The 12,162-nt window shown below is 71.7% G+C and carries 14 protein-coding genes and 1 tRNA gene; 9 read left to right on the top strand and 6 right to left on the bottom strand.

The genetic code is table 11. The annotated features are described in order from the left end of the window. Positions 1 to 110 precede the first annotated feature (110 nt). From crtI to DK412_RS30350, 5 genes are all read left to right on the top strand, one after another. Positions 111 to 1,661 (top strand): phytoene desaturase family protein, encoded by a 1,551-nt coding sequence (crtI, locus tag DK412_RS24795; RefSeq protein ID WP_109974143.1) that lies wholly within the window; start codon positions 111 to 113, stop codon positions 1,659 to 1,661. Between the two features lie 77 nt (positions 1,662 to 1,738). Then, positions 1,739 to 2,485 carry a lysophospholipid acyltransferase family protein gene (locus tag DK412_RS24790; protein ID WP_109975473.1) on the top strand — a complete coding sequence of 249 codons (747 nt, stop codon included), beginning with the start codon at positions 1,739 to 1,741 and terminating at the stop codon, positions 2,483 to 2,485. Continuing rightward, positions 2,482 to 3,624 (top strand): glycosyltransferase family A protein, encoded by a 1,143-nt coding sequence (locus DK412_RS24785; protein WP_109974142.1) that lies wholly within the window; start codon positions 2,482 to 2,484, stop codon positions 3,622 to 3,624. Before DK412_RS24790 ends, DK412_RS24785 begins: the two co-directional genes overlap by 4 nt. 36 nt (positions 3,625 to 3,660) lie before the next feature. Beyond that, on the top strand, positions 3,661 to 5,076 hold the full coding sequence (locus tag DK412_RS24780) for an amidase (protein WP_109974141.1): 1,416 nt from the start codon (positions 3,661 to 3,663) through the stop codon (positions 5,074 to 5,076). 127 nt (positions 5,077 to 5,203) lie between these two features. Further along, the gene (locus tag DK412_RS30350) at positions 5,204 to 5,485 is read left to right on the top strand and encodes a hypothetical protein (RefSeq protein WP_162596292.1); all 282 of its coding nucleotides are present in this window, start codon (positions 5,204 to 5,206) and stop codon (positions 5,483 to 5,485) included. Positions 5,486 to 5,498: 13 nt separating this feature from the next. Here the strand turns inward: DK412_RS30350 and DK412_RS30345 are convergent, their stop codons facing one another. Further along, positions 5,499 to 5,675, bottom strand: a complete 177-nt coding sequence (locus DK412_RS30345) for a hypothetical protein (protein ID WP_162596291.1) — start codon at positions 5,673 to 5,675, stop codon at positions 5,499 to 5,501. 213 nt (positions 5,676 to 5,888) lie between these two features. Between DK412_RS30345 and DK412_RS24775 the strand changes: the two genes are divergently transcribed. Together DK412_RS24775 and DK412_RS30710 are read left to right on the top strand one after the other, a co-directional pair. Next, entirely contained in the window at positions 5,889 to 6,440 is a 552-nt protein-coding gene (locus DK412_RS24775) for a hypothetical protein (RefSeq protein WP_109974140.1), read from the top strand. A 58-nt stretch (positions 6,441 to 6,498) separates the two neighbouring features. After that, positions 6,499 to 6,675 (top strand): hypothetical protein, encoded by a 177-nt coding sequence (locus DK412_RS30710; protein ID WP_204165436.1) that lies wholly within the window; start codon positions 6,499 to 6,501, stop codon positions 6,673 to 6,675. A gap of 67 nt (positions 6,676 to 6,742) precedes the next feature. Here DK412_RS30710 and DK412_RS24770 read toward each other — a convergent pair whose 3' ends face one another. Genes DK412_RS24770 through DK412_RS24760 form a run of 4 tightly spaced genes read right to left on the bottom strand, consistent with a single transcriptional unit; the run spans position 6,743 to position 8,180 of the window. Further along, positions 6,743 to 6,970 (bottom strand): hypothetical protein, encoded by a 228-nt coding sequence (locus DK412_RS24770; protein ID WP_109974139.1) that lies wholly within the window; start codon positions 6,968 to 6,970, stop codon positions 6,743 to 6,745. A gap of 19 nt (positions 6,971 to 6,989) precedes the next feature. Next, positions 6,990 to 7,496: a lysozyme inhibitor LprI family protein gene (locus tag DK412_RS24765; RefSeq protein ID WP_245447250.1), complete on the bottom strand. Its 507-nt coding sequence runs from the start codon at positions 7,494 to 7,496 to the stop codon at positions 6,990 to 6,992. Further along, positions 7,493 to 7,639 (bottom strand): hypothetical protein, encoded by a 147-nt coding sequence (locus tag DK412_RS30340; RefSeq protein ID WP_162596290.1) that lies wholly within the window; start codon positions 7,637 to 7,639, stop codon positions 7,493 to 7,495. The genes DK412_RS24765 and DK412_RS30340 overlap by 4 nt, the downstream gene beginning before the upstream one ends. 1 nt (position 7,640) lies before the next feature. After that, complete coding sequence (locus DK412_RS24760; RefSeq protein WP_245447248.1) at positions 7,641 to 8,180, bottom strand: MucR family transcriptional regulator; 540 nt, start codon at positions 8,178 to 8,180, stop codon at positions 7,641 to 7,643. Between the two features lie 502 nt (positions 8,181 to 8,682). On the opposite strand from DK412_RS24760, the gene DK412_RS24755 reads away from it, so the two are divergent. Together DK412_RS24755 and DK412_RS24750 are read left to right on the top strand one after the other, a co-directional pair. Beyond that, positions 8,683 to 8,756: transfer RNA gene (locus tag DK412_RS24755), tRNA-Gln, on the top strand. 692 nt (positions 8,757 to 9,448) lie between these two features. Further along, on the top strand, positions 9,449 to 9,664 hold the full coding sequence (locus tag DK412_RS24750; RefSeq protein WP_109974137.1) for a hypothetical protein: 216 nt from the start codon (positions 9,449 to 9,451) through the stop codon (positions 9,662 to 9,664). Positions 9,665 to 9,918: 254 nt separating this feature from the next. Here the strand turns inward: DK412_RS24750 and DK412_RS24745 are convergent, their stop codons facing one another. Then, positions 9,919 to 12,105 (bottom strand): Hint domain-containing protein, encoded by a 2,187-nt coding sequence (locus tag DK412_RS24745; protein ID WP_109974136.1) that lies wholly within the window; start codon positions 12,103 to 12,105, stop codon positions 9,919 to 9,921. Positions 12,106 to 12,162: the final 57 nt, after the last annotated feature.

Here is a 12,162-nt window from a genome sequence, read left to right as displayed (position 1 = left end):
CCGTGAGGAACGCCTCCGGCGCGGCAACATGTGCCGTTCCGCCCGCGTTGACCCGTCTTCCCCCGAGCCTAGCTTGTCCGGGACGGGCGCGTCGCCCGTTCGGGAGAGGCGTGATGGCGGGGACCTCGGTCGCGGTGGTCGGCGGCGGATTGGGCGGTCTGGCGGCGGCCTGCGTGGCGGCTTCGCGGGGGCACGACGTCACCCTCTACGACAAGAACGCCTGGATCGGCGGCAAGGCCGCGGTGTTGCACGAGGGCGGCTTCCGCTTCGACATGGGGCCGACCATCCTGACGGTGCCCCGGGTGCTGGAGCGGATCTTCGCCGAATCCGGCCGCTCGGTGCACGATTACATGGACCTGCGCCGCCTCGACCCGCAATGGCGCTGCTTCTTCGACGACGGCAGCCGCATCGACCTGATGGAGAACGTCAAGACGATGGCGGCCGAGATGGACCGCTTCGCCCCCGGACAGAAGGCCGGCGAGGGCTACGAGCGCTTCCTCGCCCTGTCCGAGCACCTGCACGGCGTCTCGGAAAAGTTCTTCTTCTGGAAGCCGGTGCAGGACCTGTTCGACACGATCGACATCCGCGCCAACCTCAATCCCGGCACCCTGCGCGACGTGCTCTCGCTGCGCATGCACGCCTCGGTCGCCAGCACGATCCGGGGCAAGGTGCGCGACGCGCGCCTCGCCCAGATGCTCGACCACTTCGTGCAATATGTCGGCTCCTCGCCCTACGGCGCGCCGGCGGTGCTCTGCGCCATCGCCCACATGCAGACCGCCGACGGGGTCTGGTACCCGATGGGCGGCACCCGCGCGGTGGCCGAGGGGCTGATGAAGCTCGCCGGCGACCTCGGCGCCACGCTCAAGGCCGACAGCGAGGTCGAGGGACTGGCGATCGAGAACGGCGCCGTCAAGGGCGTGCGGGTCGGCGGCCGGGTGGCGCCTTATGATAAAGTCATCTCCAACATGGACGCGGTGCGCACCTACCGCGAGCTCGTCGGCGGCGAGGTCGGGCGGACTTACGAGAAGCGCAGCTTCGAGCCGGCCTGCTCGGGCGTGGTGCTCTATCTCGGCCTGAACAAGCGCTACGATCACCTCGCCCACCACGACTTCGTGTTCTCGCGCGACCCCGAGGAGGAGTTCGACGCGATCTACCGCAAGGGCGAGCCGGCCCCGGACCCGACCGCCTACCTGGCGGCGCCGAGCAGCACCGACCCCTCGGTGGCGCCCGAGGGCGGCGAGGCGCTCTACGTGCTGGTCCACACGCCGTATCTTCGCCCGCACCACGACTGGTCGCAGATGCTGCCGGCCTATCGCCAAAAGATCCTCGACAAGCTGAAGCGCACCGCCGGCATGCCGGACATCGAGGAGCGCATCGTCGTCGAGCGCCACCTGACCCCGGCGGACATCCATTCCCGCTACAAGGTGCTGAACGGCGCGATCTACGGGCTGGCCTCCCACGGCCGGATCATGGGGGCGTTCAAGCCCGGCAACCGCTCGCGGGAGGTGCGCGGCCTCTACCTCGCCGGCGGCGCCGCCCATCCGGGGCCGGGCATGCCGATGGTGATGATGTCGGGCTGGATCGCCGCCGACGCCCTCGACCAGGACGCGCGCGGCCAAGATGCCCGCGATATGGCCGAGGACCTGAAGGCGGCCTCGTGAGCGGGCGGGACGGCCCGCCCGGACGGAATCTGCCGTCCGACCCGGTCGCGGCCCGCTCCCCCGCCATCTGGCGCTTCATGGGCGTGTACTTCGCCCGCTACGTGCGGCGCCACCTCAACGGCTTGCGGCTCGCGACCTGGGGCCAGCCCCCGGCCGCGCCCGCCGCCGGGCCGGTGGTGGTCTATTGCAACCATCCGGCCTGGTGGGACGCGGCGATCATCATCCTGCTCGCGCAACGCTTCTTCCCGGCCGCCGAGAGCTACGCGCCGTTCGACGCCGCGATGCTCGCCCGCTACCGCATCTTTTCCCGGATGGGCGCCTTCGGGGTCGATCTCGACAGCCCGCGGGGCGCCGCCTCGTTCATGGCCGCCTCGCGAAAGATCCTGGAGCGGCCGGGGCGGGTGCTGTGGATCACCGCGCAGGGGCGCTTCAGCGACGTGCGCGAGCGGCCGCTGGGCTTGCGCCCCGGCGTCGCGCGGCTGGCGGAACTGGCGCCCGACGCCCTGTTCGTGCCGCTCGCCCTCGATTACGCCTTCTGGGAGGAGCGCGGGGCGGAGGCCTGCGCCGCCTTCGGGCCCGGGATCCCGGCCCGCGACCTCCTCGCCCTCTCCCGCCCGGACCGCCTCGCCCGCCTGGAGGCCGACCTGACCGCCACCCTCGACCGCCTCGGCGCCGACGTGCGGAGCCGCGACCCCGCCCGCTTCGCTTCCCTGCTGGACGGGCGGCGCGGCGTCGGCGGCGTCTACGATGCCTGGCACCGGCTGGTGGCGGTGCTCACCGGGCGCCGCTTCGTCGCCGGCCACCGCGAGGGCCGGGCGCCGTGACGATCCTGGCGTGCCTCGCCCTCGCGCTCGCGCTGCTGCCGGCCGTCCTGGCGCTGGCCAACCTGCTGGCCCTGCGCGGGACGCCCCCTGGAGCGACGGCGCCGGACGGCCTGGTCTCGATCCTGATCCCGGCCCGCAACGAGGCCGCCAACATCCGCCCGACCCTGGCGGCGGCGCTCGCCAGCACCGGCGTGCCGATCGAGGTGATCGTCGCCGACGACCATTCGACCGACGGAACGGCGGCGATCGTGGACGACATCGCCGCCCGCGATCCCCGCCTGCGCCTGATCGCGGTGCCGCCCCTGCCCGCGGGCTGGACCGGCAAGAACCACGCCTGCCACGTCCTCGGCGAGGCCGCGACCGGCCGGTTCCTGCTGTTCATCGACGCCGATGTCCGCCTCGCGCCTCACGGCGCCGCGTCCCTGGCGGTCGCGGCCTCGCGTGCGGCCCTCGTCAGCGGCGTGCCGCGCCAGGTCACCGGCACTCTCGGCGAGCGCCTGACCGTGCCGATGATCAACTTCTTGCTGCTCGGTTACCTGCCGATCCCGCTGATGCGCCGCTTAGGCGATCCCGCCCTCGGGGCGGCCTGCGGCCAGCTGGTGATGGTGCACGCCGACAGCTATCGCCGGGTCGGCGGCCACGGGGCGATCCGCGCGAGCCTGCATGACGGCGTGCGGCTGCCCCGGATCTTCCGCCGCGCCGGCCTCGGCACCGACCTCGTGGCGGCTTCCGGCCTCGCGACCTGCCGGATGTACACGGATTTTCCCCAAGCCTGGGCCGGCTTCTCGAAGAACGCCCACGAGGGCCTGGCGACGCCCCGCGCCCTGCCGGTCTGGACGCTGCTCCTCGGCGGTGGCCACGTCCTGCCCCTGCTCCTCGTGATCGCCGCCCTCATGGGGGTCGGCGACTTGGGGGTCGGCGACTTGGGGGCCGGCGATGGTATTCTCGCGGGGGCTGCCCTCGCCCTCTCCCTCGGCACGCGGGCGGCGATCACGCTGTTCACCCGCGAGGACCCCTGGACGATTCTCCTTCATCCCCTCACCGTGGCGCTGGCCCTGGCCTTGCAATGGAACGCGCTCCTGCGCCCGCGCCGGGCCGGGGTCGCCACCTGGAAGGGGCGCACCTATCCTGCCGGGTGAGTGGCCCGGCCGGGTCGAGTCGATGAGGGAGACAGCATGACCGAGATCCGCGACCTCGACGGGACCGCGATGGTGCAGGCCTACCGCGACCGCACCCTCTCGCCGCGGGAGGTGGCGGCGGATGCCCTCGCGCGGATCGACCGGTACGGCCCGGACCTCGACGCCTTCGTGCTGGTGGACCATGACGGCGCGCTCGACGCGGCGGCGGCCTCCGAGGCGCGCTGGGCCAGGGGCGAGCCCCTCGGCCCCCTCGACGGCGTGACCTTCACGGTCAAGGACAACATCGCCTGGGCCGGCCACCCGATGCGCCGCGGCTCGCTCACCACGCCCGACACGCCCGCGACCGAGAACGCCCCCATCGTCGACCGGCTCATCGAGGCCGGGGCGATCCCGCTCGCCAAGACCACGATGCCGGAATTCGGCTGGAAGGGCCTCGGCGACTCGAGCCATACCGGCTCGACCCGCAACCCCTGGGATACGCGCACGACCACCGGCGGCTCCTCGGCCGGGGCCGCGGCGGCGGCGGCGCTCAATCTCGGCCTTCTGCATATCGGCACCGACGGGGCGGGCTCGATCCGCATCCCGGCCGCCTTCTGCGGGATCTTCGGGCTCAAGCCCAGCTTCGGCCGGGTGCCGGCCTTTCCGCCCTCGCCCTTCGGGCCGGTGGCGCATCTCGGGCCGATGACCCGGGGCGTGCGCGATTCCGCCCTGATGATGCAGGCGATCAGCCGGCCCGATTCCCGCGACATGGCGGCCTCGCTCGCCGAGCCGCCGGATTACTCGGCCGGCCTGGAGGACGGCGTGCGGGGCCTGTGCGTCGCCTGGAGCCCGCGCCTGGGCTTCGCCCCGCAGGTCGATCCCGAGGTGGCGCGGCTGACCGAAGCGGCGGCCAAGCGCTTCGCCGAGCTCGGCGCGATCGTGGAGGAGGCCGATCCGGGCTTCGCCGACCCGGTCGAGACGCTGAACGGGATCTGGCTCGTCGGCGCCTGGTATGTTCTGCGCGGGATCCCGGAGGAGACGCGCGGCCTCGTCGAGCCGGCCTTGCGGGCGGCGGCCGAGCGCGGACGGCAGATCTCGGCGCCGGACTTCGTCGCCGCCCTCAATGCCCGCGGCGCGCTCTACACCGCCATGGCGCGGTTCCACCGCACCTACGACCTGCTCCTGACCCCCGCGCTCGCCACCCCCGCCTTCACGGCCGGCAACCTGACGCCGCCGGACGGGCGCTTCGGCGACGACTGGCTCAACTGGACCCCGTTCTCCTACCCCTTCAACCTGACGGGGCAGCCGGCCGCGAGCGTGCCCTGCGGGCTGACGGACGGAGGCCTGCCGGTCGGGCTGCAGATCGTCGGGCCGATGGGGGCCGATGCGCGGGTGCTCGCGGCCTCGCGCGCCTTCGAGGCGGCCTATCCCTGGCCGGTCCTGGCCGAGCTGCGGGTGACGCATCGGGGGTGATCCGGCGGTCGCGGTCCGTCGCGGCGCCCATTTCGGCAGGCACGTGCCACCCGATTGCACGGCCAGCCCGTGCAGGGAGCGCGGGTCGACCGCCGTGCCCAGCCGTCTCGCCGGGAAGGCCGGCGGGATGCCCGATCGCCTCAGCCAGTGGGTGGGAGAAGGCGCCGACCGCCTCCTCCCGCGCCGCCGCAATCTCCGACCCTCTCTCGTCGGCAGCGGCTGCCGTCGCGGGGCCTCCGGATTCAGATCATTGCTGTTGGATCGTTGCTGTCATGGCGACGCTGTTCTGGCTCAGGCAACCATGCACCTTGTCGTCGATGAAGGTGTTGACCAGCGAGCACGGCACGATGACGCCGACGGATCGTCGATCCAGGCGATGGTGAAGCCCGACGCCGAGGCTTTGCCCTGATTCGTCGTGATCGTCACGCCGTAGCCGGCGTGACGTCGTTGTCGATGAGCATGGCGCAGGCGAACAGGGCGATCACCAGGCGCAGTTCGGCTAAATAATCTTTCCATGCTCGAATCGTCTGCCACGGGCGAGAGTGTGCAGGAGATGAAATATTGACCTGAAACGGCGGTTTTTGGGAATATACATTCAACGATCGAGGCTCCCGGTGAGAACGATTGTCCTGGACCCGCCGCAGCGGCGAGAATGCCCGGACCGTCCGCCCCGTGCCGCCGGCTTCCGGGAGGCCGCTGCCTCACGAAGCCGCGAGCCGGCGGCATCCGGCGCGCCGGCGCCGAACCGCCCTTGTTCACCGGCGTTGTTCGGCCCTGAGGAAACCCTTTCTTCACGATCAGGAGATGGTGCCATGAGGCATCTCGTTCTCGCATCCGCGCTCGCCGCGGGCGCCCTCGCCCTGTCCACGGCCGGGGCCGATGCCCGCGGCGGCTTCGGCGGCGGCGGTTTCCGGGGCGGTGGTTTCGGGGGCGGCGGCTTCCACGGCGGCGGCTTCGGCGGGGCCGGTTTCCGGGGTGGCGGCTTCGGCGGTGGTTTCCGTGGCGCGGGCCTCGGTGGGGGCTTCCGCGGGGCCGGTCTCGGCGCGGGCTACCGCGGCGTCGGTTTCGGGGGTGGCTATCGCGGCGGCCTCGGCGGGTACCGCGGCGTCGGCTTCGGCGGCTACCGGGGCGGCTACGGGGGTTATCGGGGTTACGGCTACCGCGGCGGCTACGGGCGCGGCCTCGGCTACGGCCTCGCCGGGGTCGGGCTGGGTCTCGGGCTCGGCTACGGGCTCTCCAACGTCGGCTACTACGGCGGCTACGGCTATGGCGGCTACTACGGCGCCAGCTACGGCGGATGCGGCCCCTACGCCTATTACGACGACGTCTACGGAACCTGCGTCTCGTACGGCTACGGATACTGACGGATGAGGCGGAGCCGGTCGCGACCGGCTCCGCCGCCCGCTTCACCGGAGGGACACCATGGCGGATACACCCGAGCCGGGAGACCGCAAGCCAGGAGACAAGGCGGATCCCGGCACGCCCGGCACCGGCGAGAACCTTTGTCCGGCTTGCGCCGGCACCGGCCGGATCCGGGGCGAGCCCTGCCCGGACTGCGCCGGCACCGGCACGGTGACCGAGCCGATCGGCGGCGCCTGAGCGCAGGAATCCGGGACGCCGGCCCGCGTCCCGTCAGGGCTGCGCGCCCGTCAGGGCTACGCGCCCGTCAGGGCGCCAGGATGATCTCCGCCAGCGCCACGGCCTTGGCGAGCGCCGCCTCGGTCTTCGGCGTCGGCGGGGCCGGCACCTGGGCCTCGCGCCGCAACGCTGCCAGCACCGCCTCCCGGGCCTGCGGATCACGCTCGGCCCGCTCGCGCAGGAGTGCGGCCACGATCAGCTCGAGGGCGCCCAGGCGCGCCTCGACATCGTCCTCGAAGGTGAGCGGCGCACTCATGAGTGCCTCTCCCGGTGGCTCACGGACCCGCCTCCTGCAACTCCTGGATCCGCGCCCCGAGGAGCCGGATCTTGCACGACGAGGCGAGCTGCCCCGCCGCCGAGCCGCCATGGTAGTCGAAGTCGTAGAGGCTGTCGCAGTGGCGCCGGAAATACTCCTCCCAGGCCCCCTGCGTGGCGAGGAAGGCCTTGCGCCAGTTCTCCGCATCCTCGCGCCCGGCGAGGCTGCCGGGGCTCGGGGGACGGGTGGCGACTGCCGCGATGGCGGCGAGCCGGCGCTCCACCAGCATTCCCAGGCGCTCGCGCAGCGCCTTGGCGGCATCGTCGAGGCACGCCCCCTTCCGGTATTCCGGCAGCGCCTTGCCGGTGCAGGCGCGTAGGGCCGCCGCCGCGGAGGCCGGCTTGTCGCCGGGAGCGGCCGCGCGGGCCGGGGCCGCCAAAGAGACGAGAAGGACTGATGCGACGAGCACGACGGTGGGAACCGCGAGGGCGGGCACGCGGCCCGCCGCGCCGTGGCGGCGCCTCATCCGGGCCAACGCCCCAGCCAGTCGCCCCCGGCCAGCGCAACGCCGACGGTCACGATGGCCGCGCCGGTCAGGAGCAGCAGCGCCTGCTCGCGCGACGGCAGGCGGCGTCCGCGCGCCTGCCGCCAGGGATTGGCCAGCGCCATCCTACTCGGCCGCGGCTTTGCGCGAGCGGCGGCGGGGAGCGGGCTTCTCCGCCGGAGCCTCCGGCGCCGCGGGAGCCGGCGTCGGCTCCGGTGCGGCCGCCTCCGCTTCGGCGGCCTGCGCCGCCGCGGCGTCGCGCCGGCGCTGCCCGAGGCCGAGGCTCTTGGCCAGCGCCGAGCGCTGGGCGGCGTAGCTCGCCGCCACCATCGGGTAATCGTGCGGCAGGCCGAACTTCTGGCGGTACTCGGCGGGCGTCATGCCCTGCGAGGTGAGGTGGCGCTTCAGCGAGCGGTAGGGCTTGCCGTCGAGGAAGCTGATCAGGTGGTCGGGCGTGACCGACTTGCGGATCTGCGCCGGGGTCGCCCGGCTCTCCTCGATCACAGGGGCCGCCGGCTGGCCGAGCGCCGACAGCGAGGCGTGCACCGACGCGATCAATCCCGGCAGCTCGGCGACCTGGAGATTGTTGTTCGCGACATAGGACGAGACGATGTCGGCCGCGAGGCCGACGAACTCAGACTGCTGCTCCAGGTTGACGTCCGACACGAGGTTCCATCCCGATCTGAGCAACCCGGTTCGTTCCGAGTCGTCCAGGCATATCGGGCGCGGCACGCCTTCATCAAGTGAAACCGTATCGACGCGAAGGAAAACCTGTGTATCCCGGAGGAGCTCTGGCGTCTCCCGATCGTTCTTCATCCGGCCATCGGCTGCCGCGACGTTGGTCACGCGGCGCAGGCCCGACGTGTTGCACCGCCCCCGTCGCCGCCTCAGCCTTCGCGGCCCGACAGCGAGACCGGCACCGTCGGCCCTCGGCCCGCCGAAACCTTCCGGGCATCGGGCCCGGCCGGGATCGATCCGCCGCGGCCTCGGCCTCCCGCCCCCGCGCGCATCCGGCGAAGATGCCCTGTGCCCCGAAGAATGCCCCGAGCCGCGCAAGAATGCCTTGACCGGTCCGACGAACCGGCCTATCAGCACCGCACCCGAGGCGGTGACGCGCCACCCCGGACAGACGGATCGCTCCTCTGCTCCACAGCGCGAAACGCCTCGTTGGGGGATAGTTTAACGGTAGAACAGCGGACTCTGACTCCGTTAGTCGTGGTTCGAATCCACGTCCCCCAGCCACCATATTCTTCAAGCACTTAGCGACTAAATCGTTCTCCTGCCTGGGCTCCCCGGCGCTGTTCTAGACACGTGATCTAGACACCTGACCCAGGTACCTGTTCGGCGGTCGGGCGCCTCGCTCTCCCCGTCTGGGTCCGCCTTCTCTCCATACAGATCGTCGATCACGCGCTTGTTCGAGCGCCGCCCGTCCGCGGTCCGGACGTAGTCGGTACAGCGTCGGTCGTCCTCTGGTCGAGGATGTCGGCGATCTCGCGCTCGGTCTTGCCGCGCTCGCGCAGGCCCAAAGCCACCGAAGGCCGGATCCCGTGAGGCGTCTGCCCGGGCTTGACTTTCCCCTCCTTTCCGAGCCCAAGGCCGCGCCCGGCGCCAGCTCGCGTGAAACCCGCCCTCGGATCATGGCGCGCCGTCCGAGTTGCACAATCAGATGCGTGGCGTGATCCGGCTGCGCGTCGAGGATCCGGACCCATGGCTCCGGGCACGGCATCGTGACCCTCCCCCACCCCGTGCCGGTGACGAAGGAGATCATCGCGCCCCGAGAGGCATCGCGCCGCATCCTGCGGACGTCGCGGCTCACGCATCCGGGGCGCAAAGTTCAGGGCCGACTGGAACGTATCGAGCGCCAAATCGTAGTTCGGGCAGACGTGGGGCGCCCGAGTGGCACCTGACAACTCGCATTCGGAAGTCGAACGGTCATGTTGCTTTTTGAAGTGACGGACGCCCTTGGCGTGGGCGGTCTTTTTCGCGACGTCATGAGGCCGCTCGACACCTATCTCTCCCACGGCGAGGTCGAGGCAGGTCAGCCGATCGGGCGTAGCGATGCCGATTCGTCGGCGACCGCGCTGCGTGACGGGACCATCCGGCGAAACGCCATTCGGCGCGTGCCGGAGACCGTCTCGGCTCACGGGTGAGGGCAGCGGCCTCACCGCGCCCTCGCCAAGCGTCTTCTCGCCAAGCGTCTTCTCGCCAAGCGTCTTCTCGTATCGAGCGTCCCTCACCACAAGGAGGGCGCGCCGAGCGTCTCTGGGCGCGGTCGAGCGTCGCCGAAAGGCGCGCTGGACCCGCCAAGATCTCAGCCCGCCCGGGTCACCCCGTGGCGGGCTTGTCTATGAACGAGCGCGGTCCCGCGCGATGGGGTCACATGCCCTCTCGCGCGCTGTCCCGATCAGGCAGCCGAGCGAGCGGCCTGGAGAGAGGGGGCTGCTCCGGCTGCCTCGTCGGCGTGACCGGCCTCGGTCCCGGCGCTCGGCGCGTTCCAGCGCAGAAGATCCCGCTTCGCGACTTCGACCAGGAGCGTGAACTCCCCCTCGTGCCCGTCCTCGTACCCTTGCCACAGGCTCCGGGGCAGCAGGGCATCCCCATCCGTCCAGCGATGCAGGCCGCCCGAGGCAAGCGGCTCGACCGGGTAGAAGCCCCGGCGCAGGCGCGCGTCGTCCAGGCCGATCTCACGCCAGACGCCTTGCCCGTCGCACAGCGCCAGCCGCTTGAGATCGACGCCCAGCCGGCGCCCGTCCCGGCTGTCGCTCACCCCCGACGGCGTGCTGGCGAGGGAGCGCAGTCGCACGTCGCCGCAAGCGGCCGGCAACCGGAACCGCGCGATCGCGCCGTCCAGGGCCGGGTGGATGACCTGCTCGCCGACCTCGACATGAAGCTCGGCGATCGAATTCTGCTCGAGCGTCCAGCCGTTCTCGAGTGCTTTGGCGCGAAGGCGGGCCCGGACCTCGTCGACGAGCGGACCCTTGCCGACGAAGGGCCGGCAGAAGTCGGCGTGGGTGCGGGCAGACGCGTCCGCATCGGGGCAGGCCGCGAGGTCGACGACCGGCTCCTGCGCGAAGAAGCGGCGGTTGCCCATGTCGAGGTAGCTCTCGGCGGGCAGGCCGTTGGCGAGGAGCACGTCGTGGCTGTCGAGTTCGACGTGCCAGTAGGTGACGGTGTCGACCGCGACCTGGGTGACGGCGGCGCCGTTGACGAGGGCGGAGGCGGGGATGAACACCTCGCCGTCCACGTCCAGGCAGATGGCGTGCCCGGGCGAGACCCAGAGGTCCTGAGAGGGCCTGGCTGGACCGAAGGCGTCCCTGCTGATGCGGACGGGCAAGACGGCGAGCGGATTGGGATGGTTGCGGCAGTTGAGGGTGCGGTGGCCGATCCACCGGATCGCGCGGTGATCGCCGGAGGTGGTCACCACCACGTCACCGATCGTCAGATCCTCGACGGCCACCTCGCCCCGGTCCGTCAGGATCAGCGATCCCGGGCAATAGCAGGGGGCGGAAGGATCTGAAATGATCGCCCCTGCGCCGCCGAAGCTGGCGTAGCTGTGGCCGCCGCCGCCGCCGCCGGCTCCGCTCGAGATCTCTCCCGAGCTGCCGCCCCCCGATCCCGCATCGCCGCCATGGCCGTAATGCGTGTTGTTGCCGTAGACGCGGGCCCCGTCCTGACCGGCCTGATCCGGGTCGCCCCCGGCCCCGCCGACATCGTTGCCGACCGCACTATAGCCGTTGCCGCCCTGGCCGCCGTGGCCGCCCGTGCCCGTGTCGCCCGTCGCGGTGACGTTGCCTGCGCCCAGCGTCAGGCTCGCACCCGCCTCGTTGAGCACCGCGCCCGCCGCCGAGCCGCCCGCGCCGCCGCCCTGAGCCTGCGGCCCGGTGCCCGCGAAGGGGTTGCCCGCGTAGTTCGTGCCCGCCGCGCCGTCGCCGCCCACGGCCGTGTCGTCGAGGAAGCGCGTGGTCGCCACGGTGAGCTGCCCGACGTTGAGGATTGCGCCGGCCGCGTCCCCGCCGGCACCGCCCACACCCACGTTCGGCGTCGCGCCCGCACCGCCCGTGGCGGTGTCGTGCTCGAACACGGAATGCGTGACGGTGAGGGTGCCCTCGTTCAGGATGCCGCCCGCTGCGGCGCCGCCGTTCGGGGCATCCGCCGTGCCGGCCCGACCCTGGCCGTGGCCATGCGCGATGTCGAGCCCGTCGAGGCTGACGGTCGCTCCCGAGGCGACGTGCAGGACCGTGATCTGGTCGCCGCCGCTCAGCGTGATGTCGGGCAGGCCCGTGGCCTGGTTGATGTGGCCCTGGATCGTGACGTCCTGGCGCAGCTCCAGCGTCTGGTTGAGCGTGATCGTCTGTCCCGCAAGGCTCGGATCGAAGGTGATCGTGGCTCCCGGCGCGGCATGTGCCACCACGTAGCCCAGGCTACCCGCTACGCTCGCGTCGCTGCTGAGGCTTGTGACTACATTTTCTGATTGCAATGAAGACTGTGGCAACTGAAGCCCCCCGGAACGATACGGCGAGATCGTTATGTTTTGTTGGATTGAGCTCGATACGGGTAGGGGTTCGAGGCGTTCTTTCACGAACGTCTGCATCTATCCTTACCGCTAACACCCAAGGATTGCTTACTCTACGAGCGCGAGCGGCGCGTA

Origin of the sequence: Methylobacterium sp. 17Sr1-1 (assembly GCF_003173775.1) — a bacterium.
In the GTDB taxonomy this organism is placed as follows: domain Bacteria; phylum Pseudomonadota; class Alphaproteobacteria; order Rhizobiales; family Beijerinckiaceae; genus Methylobacterium.
The sequence above is the reverse complement of the archived record's forward strand: the minus strand, read 5'-3'. Positions and strand labels throughout refer to the sequence as shown.

What these genes read in the sequence shown, in the direction of transcription:
- DK412_RS30340 (WP_162596290.1), bottom strand. Translation starts at nt 7,639, where the DNA reads ATGGCGCTGGCCAATCCCTGGCGGCAGGCGCGCGGACGCCGCCTGCCG.
- DK412_RS24775 (WP_109974140.1), top strand. Translation starts at nt 5,889, where the DNA reads ATGAGGCATCTCGTTCTCGCATCCGCGCTCGCCGCGGGCGCCCTCGCC.
- DK412_RS24790 (WP_109975473.1), top strand. Translation starts at nt 1,739, where the DNA reads ATGGGCGTGTACTTCGCCCGCTACGTGCGGCGCCACCTCAACGGCTTG.
- DK412_RS24745 (WP_109974136.1), bottom strand. Translation starts at nt 12,105, where the DNA reads ATGCAGACGTTCGTGAAAGAACGCCTCGAACCCCTACCCGTATCGAGC.
- DK412_RS30350 (WP_162596292.1), top strand. Translation starts at nt 5,204, where the DNA reads ATGCCCGATCGCCTCAGCCAGTGGGTGGGAGAAGGCGCCGACCGCCTC.
- DK412_RS24770 (WP_109974139.1), bottom strand. Translation starts at nt 6,970, where the DNA reads ATGAGTGCGCCGCTCACCTTCGAGGACGATGTCGAGGCGCGCCTGGGC.
- DK412_RS24765 (WP_245447250.1), bottom strand. Translation starts at nt 7,496, where the DNA reads ATGAGGCGCCGCCACGGCGCGGCGGGCCGCGTGCCCGCCCTCGCGGTT.
- DK412_RS24780 (WP_109974141.1), top strand. Translation starts at nt 3,661, where the DNA reads ATGACCGAGATCCGCGACCTCGACGGGACCGCGATGGTGCAGGCCTAC.
- DK412_RS24750 (WP_109974137.1), top strand. Translation starts at nt 9,449, where the DNA reads ATGTTGCTTTTTGAAGTGACGGACGCCCTTGGCGTGGGCGGTCTTTTT.
- DK412_RS30710 (WP_204165436.1), top strand. Translation starts at nt 6,499, where the DNA reads ATGGCGGATACACCCGAGCCGGGAGACCGCAAGCCAGGAGACAAGGCG.